This is a genomic window from Pseudomonas sp. KH_050, assembly GCF_057838875.1.
The window spans coordinates 155,449-163,768 of record NZ_CM174478.1 but is presented as its reverse complement, the minus strand read 5'-3'; the positions used below and the strand labels follow the sequence as shown (position 1 = coordinate 163,768).

Here is an 8,320-nt window from a genome sequence, read left to right as displayed (position 1 = left end):
GCAATCGAACGTGTTAACGAGATGAAAAAAACCGCGATCAATTGATCGCGGTTTCGGTTTTCATACGAATGACATTGGCAGCGCTGGCTGATCCATCCTGCCAAAAGGACAGCTGAGCAAATTGCTCGAACAGATCCGGAGGCAGAATCGTGCGCCGGGGCTCCAACGAGACTTTGCGTTTGACCTTGTGCAACCCGGACAGACCCAACCCCTGATCGAACTCCGGCGCGTCGTAGGCCAGGTTGTCGAAATCGTGCTCGAACCAGGGCTCGCCGATAAAGTCATACACCAGGCGCATGACTCGCTCGGGGGCCTGACTCAGCAGGTCATAATCGACAACCAACAGGGCGTCGGCATGTTCGCCGTAATAGGCTTCCTTGAGCGCCGCCCAGGCAAACCCTACAAGCCGGTTGCGCTGGGCCAGGGTTTCGCAGCGACTGTAGACGGTGTTGCGCTCGACCGCGTCGTTGAACAGTTTGGTGTTCTCGAACGGATTGGCACGGTACAGGCGCTCGATACTGTCCATGACCCAGGCGACGTTGCGCACGCAGGCGATGGTTTTGGCCTTGGGGAACAGGTCATGCAGCGCGGGAAGGCGCGAGCACCAGAGACGATTGGTATCGAAGATGACCGGCTTATCGGCCTTGTCGGCGTAGAAGGAATCGAACACGCCACGTAGCAGGCGCCGGCGCAGATCGGTGTCGATCACCGCGCCAAACTCGCTGCCAGCACTGCATTGTTCGAGAATGCCGGAACACAACGCGCCCACCGGGCTAGTCATGCCGGCATGAAAACGCGGGTTTTGCAGGAGAATGGCCGACAGCAAGGTAGACCCTGAGCGCGGCAACCCAGAGATAAAGTGGAAATCGTGCAATCCCTTCACCGTAATCGAAAGTCCTTTTTGTAGGACAGAGAGTAGTCTATTGAGCGAATTCGGCCTAGTGGTGTTTTGATATCAATTGGCAGCAAGTTCACAGGGAAAATGTGATTAACCATGGACCGCGAGCATGCTGGCCAGGCGCACCAATCCAGTGCATTCGGCGCATTTCAGAATCCGCTTTCCCTGACACCCAATGCTGCCAGACGCCGCCAGGCCGTACCCAGCAACGACTCGCCACGCCCTTGCAACACCACCAGGCCGCGCAACGGCTGGGTGGGTGTCGGCATGTCATCGAGAATGTTCAGCCGCGCGCCGTATTGCGCTTGCACCGGCTCCGGGCGATTGTTTTCATCGCGGCGTACGGCAATCGGGCCGTGATGGTCAGAGGTCAACGCCTCCTGATCGACATACGCGGCACCGTTGGTGTCCACTTCCATCAGTTCGACCTTGATCGACGAATGCATCGGATCATCAGCAATAAAGCGCCCCTTGGCGCCCGGCAGGACCCGCCACAGCTCGGCTTCCGCCAGATAGCCGCGCAGCCGCACGCCCTCCTCGACCACCCGGGCCAAGGGTTGCGTGGGCGACAACCAGCGACCAACGCTCAGTTGCGGTAGCAGATCGCGCACTTTGCCGGCCTGGGGCGCACGCAACAGCAAACGCTGACGCTGGGCCGCCAGGCCACGGTATTCGGCGACGGTCTCGGCCAATCGTTGCTCGATGATGCCGGCATCGGCCGCTGTTTCACTGCGCCCGGCCTGACGACGCATCAACAGCTGGAGGATTTCGATTTCGCGGCGAACAATGGCCTGGCGCGAATCCAGGTCCGGCGATTCCAGTTCGATCAGCACTTCGCCCTGGGCGACCGTCTGACCATCGGTGACCTTGACCTGCTTTACCCGCGCGGCCACCGGTGCATGCAAGGCGCTGACCCGACCGGCTTCGAGCATCGCCGGCAACTCGACCGCGCTACGCCACGGCAGTGCCAGCAGCAACACCAGCGCCAGCAAACCCAGGCTGCCGAACAGCACCCGCGGGGCATAAGCCTGTTCGCGGCGAGCCCACCACACCCGCCATTCGCGCACGATCGGCAGGAAGATGAACCACAGCACTTCCACCAGCATCAGGAAGATCCCGAGCAGTTTGAAAAACAAGTGATAAACCGCCAGCGCGATGCCGAAAAACAACACCGCGCGCCATATCCACGAGCAATATCCCCACCACAGCAACCGCCGCTGCAGCGTTGGCGACCAAGGCTCCGGCGCGGGTTCGCCATAACCGAACAACCCTTCACGCAAGCGCCAGCGACACAACGCAAAGGCCCGGCCCTGAAGGTTGTCGACTTCCCACAGATCGCTGAGCAGAAAGTAACCATCGAAGCGCATAAAGGGGTTCAGGTTGACCACCAGGGTGGTCAACCAGGTCGCGCTGGCCAACATGAAGGCCGCCGTACGCGCCGGCCCGTCCGGCAACAACGACCATGCCAGCAAAGCAATGCTGGCCAGGAGCAATTCGGCCAACACGCCCCCGGCGCCGATCAACAGGCGGGCGCGGCGATCATTGACCCGCCATGCGTCGCTGACATCGGTATAAAACAGCGGCAGCAGGACCATGAACGCCACGCCCATGCTCTGCACCCGACACCCCGCTCGCTTGGCCATGAAGGCATGGCCCAACTCGTGGCACAGCTTGGCGAAGAACAGCGCGACAGCAAATGCCAGCGCACCACCGAGGCTGAACAGGTGCGGGAAGGTCGCCAGAAAACGCTGCCAGTCCCGCGACACCAGGAACACCCCGAGCCCCAGCGTGGCGGGCAAGCCATAGCGCAACAAGCCAGGGCCAAAGCGCTCCAGCCATGGCCAGACGCGATTGAGAAAGGCGTCCGGACGCCATAATGGAATCCGGAAAAACAGGTATTGATGCAAGAGCATTTGCCACAATCCCTGACGTTGTGCGGTAGCTTTGAGGCCATAGCTGGCACGTTGTTGCGGGTCGAGTGAGCTGATCAAATCATGGGCCCGGAGAAACCCCAGCAACTCATCCAGTTCCTGAGTACCCAGTGGCAAACCCGGCTCGCGATTGGCCGCGTGCAACACCTCCTCGGCGTCAGCCAACGACCAATGCCGCAGCAAGCGCATCGCTGCCGTGCCTAGCTTGAAGTAGCGTCCGCGCACCGGATCGGCGAGGGTCCAGCGTGGTGAACCATCCAGTGCCGGGGCCGCCACCGACAGCTGCAAATCCGCGCGCAGGCTGGGCAATGTCATCTACAGGCCCACACTTTGGCGCAAGCCGGCCAACGGTCGGCGCAGCAGATACAACGCCAACGGCGCACGCTCACCGAAAACCTTCGCCGTGCCACGCAGACCGATGCGCGGTGGCGCCTCGTCGAAGCGCGCGTCCAGCCGATAGGCCAGCTGCCCGCCGGCAGTGGGTTGCGCCTCGTAGGCGGCTCGTTCGAGGGTCGCCAGATGGCGCTGCAACGGATCGCTGTCGAGAAACAGTGCGACCTGCGCATTGGGCTCCAGGGCGATCGCATCGCCGACCGCCAGTTCGATGCGCAATTCGGCCTGGGTCGGGTCGGCGATTTCCATCAAGCGTTCGCCCGTCTGCACCGGTTTGCCAATCCAGCGTTCGGCGTCGGCGAACACCGCGATACCGTCGCGTTCGGCACGCACCTCACTGCGTTTGAGCAGCTCGCGGGCGTAATCACGTTCGGCGCGTTTTTGCTCGACCCGAGCCGCCAATAGATCAATCTTCGAGCTCGACTCGGCATCGGCGAAGGCGCGTTGAGCATTGGCCTTCAACTCGGCTTCAGCCACACCCAGGGCGCGGCCGGCCACGTCGGCCTGGGCGTTGAGGGTGGTGCTTTCGAAACGCAGCAGCAGGTCGCCGGTCTTCACGGCCTGATTCGGCTTGACCTGAAACTCGGCGATCACCCCATCCAGCGGCGCCGCGACCACTCGCCCGCCGAGGGGAACCACTTCCGCGGGCGCCAGCACCGATTGACGTACCGGAATCAATAAGCCGAGCAACACCACCGCCAGCAACGCCACCTGACGCTTGCGGGTCCAGCGCAAACGCCAGGGTTGGCGCGGCTGCAACGCCAGCCAGGCATGGCTGTAGGTATCGCCGAGTTGCGACAGCAAGACGTGTTCGGAGGGGTTCCACGGTGTATCGCGGGCCAGCCACAGGCCACCGAACACCTGCCCCTGGTGATCGAGCAGCGGCAACCAGAACACCTGCGCCGCGCACAGGCTATGCCAGTCGGCCTGAATATGCGCATTCAACGATCCAGCCGGTATGACCCGCGCCTGTTTCAGCAGGTCGAGCTTGAACAATTGCCCCACCGCTTGCTCGACGAACGCCACAAATGGCGCATTCGGTTCCACGCTGCTGACGCCAGTCACCGCCCGGACTTTGCCGGCGATCAGCAACGCCGCATGGCGAAAGCCGAACAACGCCTGGCCGTCATTGACCAGGCCGTAGGCCAATTGTTCGGTGGTGCGAGCGGCGCGGGTCTGGCGTTCCAGTTCGAGAAACTGGGCAAACACCCGTTCGGCCGTGCCTGTCACCGGGGCGTTCACTTGAACTCCGCGAAACGCGCCGTGCCGCTCATGCCTGCCAGCAAACCACCGGCGCTGGGCAGTGTCGCTACCAGTAGCAGCGTCTGGCTGCCCTCATCGATTCTTGCGCCAAGACGCTTGACCGTGGCGTTAAGTGCCTGGCCGGTCTCATCAGGCACGAAGCTGAAGGTTTGCCCGGGCTTGAGCTTGCCCATCCAGCGTGACGGCACCAGCAAGTGAATTTCCAGGGTGCGGTTGTCGACGATTTCCAGCAGCGGCGAACCGGCGGCCACGCTTTCGTAGCGTTGAACCTTGCGCTCGACAACCTGGCCAGCATACGGCGCAACCACGCTGCAGCGCTTGACCTGAACTTGATAAACCTGGGATTGCGCCTGGGTTTCGGCGAGTTTGGCTTCGGCTCGCGCCACTTCAAAACGCCCGACCGAATTCAGCGAAGCCAACTGCTTGTTGTGCGCCAGCTCTTCATTGGCACCGCGATTGGCGGCCTGAGCGGCACTGAGCTGAGCCTGATAAGCCGAGCAATCGAAACGGGCAAGGGTATCGCCCTTGTCGAAGGACTCGCCCTCACTGAACGGCAACTCGACGATACGCCCGGAAAGCTCACTGGCCAGCATCGCCTGATCCCGCGCGCGCAACACCCCTCGGGCCTCGCTGGCAGTCGACGTGGACGCATTGGCCGAGCTGTTATCCAACAACGGATCATCCGACGCAGGTGTCTGTGCTTGTGCCAGGCACGCCAGACCGATCAATCCAAAGCCCAATCCACAATAACGCCGCATAACCGTAACTCCCTGACGGATGCGCGGAGTCTACGACAGCAGCGATCAGCGTCAAGCAAATAGCCATCAGGGGCTGGAATAGCTGGTTACCGCTGCGATGCGTTGAGCAATATATGGATGCTCGCGGTTCTCAATTTAATCTATTTCAGGCCAGACAGCTTCAACCTCTACAACCACTCCCGCCTAACGCTTTCTGACAATTCGACAACGCCCGTAATAAGTGCTCAAAGAATCAAAGTAGGGTTGCCTTGACCCGCCCCGCAACACATGCAAAAAACATCCATCACTGGTGCCGGGCGTGTTCGCCAGCCGGGTAGTTCCCTTTGTCAGGCAACGGTTGACGTCTGTGTCGACTCCACTTAGCATCGGTTCCACTACTCAACCCCGTACGCAGAGATTAAGTTCGCTGGCAGTTGGGGTGAAAAAACCGGCTCTGGCCGGTTTTTTCGTTTCTGAGGGTAGTATTTGTGCGCACCGCGTTCTTTGTCGACGGTTACAACCTCTTCTACGGCCTACTGGCTGGTACCCCATACAAGTGGCTCGATCTATCGAAATTGCTGGCTCATATCGTTTACGTCGAGAACCCAAAAAGCTTACTGGCCTCTGTCGATTACTTCACGTCCTCTGTTAAACCAGAACTCGCGACTCGCGGCAGAGTTTCCAAAGAAGCTCAGGACACTTATGTCCGGGCCCTGAAGGCCAGCAATATTGTCGTCCACTATGGCCGGCATCAGCTTGAGCCCGCCAAAGCCCCTCGTTTCATTGATAAAAAGACGAGAGCTTCGCGCCAAGACAAGGTCGACATATGGAAGCTCGAAGAGAAGGAAACGGACGTACACATCGCGATCAGCATGTACCGTACTGCAGCCAGGCAGGCCTTTTCTGTAAAGACCGAACGTATTGATCAACTGGTACTGGTTTCCGGTGATACCGACATGACTCCAGCCCTGAGAGCCATCCGGGAAAATTTCCCCGAGATGACCTTGGGCACCATTCTTCCCTATAGACCCGAATTCAAACGCCCTGCGCCTGGCTCTCTTAAAGAGTTCTCACATTGGATGCGGCGTGTCGTCACCCCAGAGGAGCTCCAGACGCATCAATTCCCGGATCGCGTGCCGACCCGTAAAGCACCGGCGATCAAACCCGACTATTGGTGAACAGAACATTTCGAGCTCTGATAAATATCCACAATCACCAGCCTCATCAGTCGTAAAACAGGCTCGACACCACCGCGCTGCCTCTACCAGTTGTTCTTGAGTCGTCAGCAGTTCGCCATGCATGGTCTCAACGAGCAAGCCGCAAGCGCCGATATATGACACCCGCAAAATCAACGCTGCATCCCCCAACGCTTCACCGTCACCCGTTCCAGTGTGTCGAACACCAGATTCTCCACCAGCAACCCAATCAGAATCACCACCGCCAGGCCGGCAAAGACCTTGTCGGTGTACAACTCATTACGGTTCTGGAAGATGTACCAGCCCAACCCGCCCTTGCCGCTGGTGGCGCCGAATACCAGTTCGGCGGCGATCAGGGTGCGCCAGGCAAAGGCCCAGCCAATTTTCAGGCCCGCGAGGATCGACGGCAGCGCGGCCGGGATCAGGATGAATAGCACAAAGCGAATGCCCTTCAGACCATAGTTGCGCCCGGCCATGCGCAGGGTTTCCGAGACGCCGAGAAAGCCGGCGTAGGTGTTCAAGGCCAAGGCCCAGAGCACCGAATGCACCAGCACGAAAATCAGGCTGTTCTGCCCCAGGCCGAACCACAGCAACGCCAGCGGCAACAGGGCAATCGCCGGTAAGGGGTTGAACATCGAGGTCAGGGTGCTCAGCAGGTCGCGACCGAACTGGGTCGAGACCGCCAGGGTGGTCAGGGCGAAGGCCAGGACGATGCCGATCAGGTAACCCTTGAGCAGTACCACCAGTGAAATGCCGACTTTGCCCAGCAACTCGCCGCTGAGCAGACCGTCATACAGCGCGCTGCCGGTTTGCAGGAAGCTGGGCAGCAGCAGGTCGTTGTCCTGGTAGCGGGCGACGGCTTCCCACAGCACCGCGAGCAAAATCAGGATCAGGCTTTTGCGCAACCAGCCTTGTTGCCAGAGGCGTTGCCCGAGGGGTAGTTCGCGTTCCAGCGGGACGGTCAGCAGCGGTTCCAATACAACTTCGTATTCCTGGCGTACAGATGATGAATAGCTCATCGGGCAATCCTCCCATGGCTCAATAAGCGATACGGATATCGGCGAAGTTCAGTTCTTGCTCGGCTTGCGGAGCCTGGTTTTCTTCAAACAGCAGCCGATGAATGCGCCGCGCCGACTGTTGAAATTCCGCGCCACCGAGGCTGTGCAAGTCGTACTGATGGCTGTGGATTTCTGCGCGTACGCGCCCCGGGTGCGGCGACAGCAACAGAATGCGATTGCCGACCACCAGCGCCTCCTCAATGGAGTGAGTGACAAACAGCAAGGTGAAGCGCACCTCTTCCCAGAGCAGCAGCAATTCTTCCTGCATCTTGCGGCGGGTCAGGGCATCGAGGGCGGCGAAGGGCTCGTCCATCAGCAGGATCTTCGGCTGCATCGCCAAAGCCCGGGCGATCGCCACGCGAGCTTTCATACCACCAGACAAGGTGTGCGGATAGGCGTCGGCAAACCCCGCCAGACCGACCTTTTCCAGGTAATGCAGCGCCCGTTCCTCGGCTTCGCGGCGCTTGAGGGTTTTTGAGGCGAGCAGCGGGAACATGACGTTTTGTTTGACGGTCTTCCACGGCGGCAGTTGGTCGAACTCCTGGAACACTACGATCCGGTCCGGCCCCGGCGCGCTGACGGTTTGCCCTTGCAGACGGATCTGCCCTTCGCAGGGCTGGATAAACCCGGCAACCGCCTTGAGCAGCGTCGATTTACCACAACCTGAAGGACCGAGCAGGACGAAACGGTCGGCAGGGTCAATCTCGAAGCTGACCTGATGAGTTGCCCGAACGACGCGCTGCGGGGTGCGGTACTCGAGGCTGACGTGGTCGACCGACAGCAGCGCTGGCGCTGCTGTGATCAGTTTGCTGGCCGTGTGGCCTTGCACAGGCGCGTTCATTTC

General features: G+C 60.3%; 7 protein-coding genes. 1 reads left to right on the top strand and 6 read right to left on the bottom strand.

Going from position 1 to position 8,320, the window contains the following annotated elements; translation table 11 throughout:
• Nucleotides 1–37: 37 nt before the first annotated feature.
• The 4 genes from AC3IUA_RS00735 to AC3IUA_RS00720 form a co-directional block, all read right to left on the bottom strand.
• Nucleotides 38–883: a sulfotransferase family protein gene (locus tag AC3IUA_RS00735; RefSeq protein ID WP_489358627.1), complete on the bottom strand. Its 846-nt coding sequence runs from the start codon at nt 881–883 to the stop codon at nt 38–40.
• A 164-nt stretch (nt 884–1,047) separates the two neighbouring features.
• Nucleotides 1,048–3,144, bottom strand: coding sequence for an efflux RND transporter periplasmic adaptor subunit (locus tag AC3IUA_RS00730; RefSeq protein ID WP_489358626.1), 2,097 nt, complete (start codon nt 3,142–3,144; stop codon nt 1,048–1,050).
• Nucleotides 3,145–4,464 (bottom strand): efflux RND transporter periplasmic adaptor subunit, encoded by a 1,320-nt coding sequence (locus AC3IUA_RS00725; RefSeq protein ID WP_489358625.1) that lies wholly within the window; start codon nt 4,462–4,464, stop codon nt 3,145–3,147. It abuts the gene before it with no gap.
• On the bottom strand, nt 4,461–5,243 hold the full coding sequence (locus tag AC3IUA_RS00720) for an efflux RND transporter periplasmic adaptor subunit (protein WP_489358624.1): 783 nt from the start codon (nt 5,241–5,243) through the stop codon (nt 4,461–4,463). The genes AC3IUA_RS00725 and AC3IUA_RS00720 overlap by 4 nt, the downstream gene beginning before the upstream one ends.
• Nucleotides 5,244–5,710: 467 nt before the next feature.
• On the opposite strand from AC3IUA_RS00720, the gene AC3IUA_RS00715 reads away from it, so the two are divergent.
• Complete coding sequence (locus AC3IUA_RS00715) at nt 5,711–6,400, top strand: NYN domain-containing protein (RefSeq protein ID WP_489358623.1); 690 nt, start codon at nt 5,711–5,713, stop codon at nt 6,398–6,400.
• Nucleotides 6,401–6,570: 170 nt separating this feature from the next.
• Here the strand turns inward: AC3IUA_RS00715 and AC3IUA_RS00710 are convergent, their stop codons facing one another.
• Nucleotides 6,571–7,437 carry an ABC transporter permease gene (locus AC3IUA_RS00710; protein ID WP_489358622.1) on the bottom strand — a complete coding sequence of 289 codons (867 nt, stop codon included), beginning with the start codon at nt 7,435–7,437 and terminating at the stop codon, nt 6,571–6,573.
• A gap of 19 nt (nt 7,438–7,456) precedes the next feature.
• Complete coding sequence (locus AC3IUA_RS00705; RefSeq protein ID WP_489358621.1) at nt 7,457–8,317, bottom strand: ABC transporter ATP-binding protein; 861 nt, start codon at nt 8,315–8,317, stop codon at nt 7,457–7,459.
• Nucleotides 8,318–8,320 lie beyond the last annotated feature (3 nt).

Coding starts and splice junctions, on each gene's coding strand:
- AC3IUA_RS00730 (WP_489358626.1), bottom strand. CDS start 3,144: ATGACATTGCCCAGCCTGCGCGCGGATTTGCAGCTGTCGGTGGCGGCC.
- AC3IUA_RS00720 (WP_489358624.1), bottom strand. CDS start 5,243: ATGCGGCGTTATTGTGGATTGGGCTTTGGATTGATCGGTCTGGCGTGC.
- AC3IUA_RS00710 (WP_489358622.1), bottom strand. CDS start 7,437: ATGAGCTATTCATCATCTGTACGCCAGGAATACGAAGTTGTATTGGAA.
- AC3IUA_RS00705 (WP_489358621.1), bottom strand. CDS start 8,317: ATGAACGCGCCTGTGCAAGGCCACACGGCCAGCAAACTGATCACAGCA.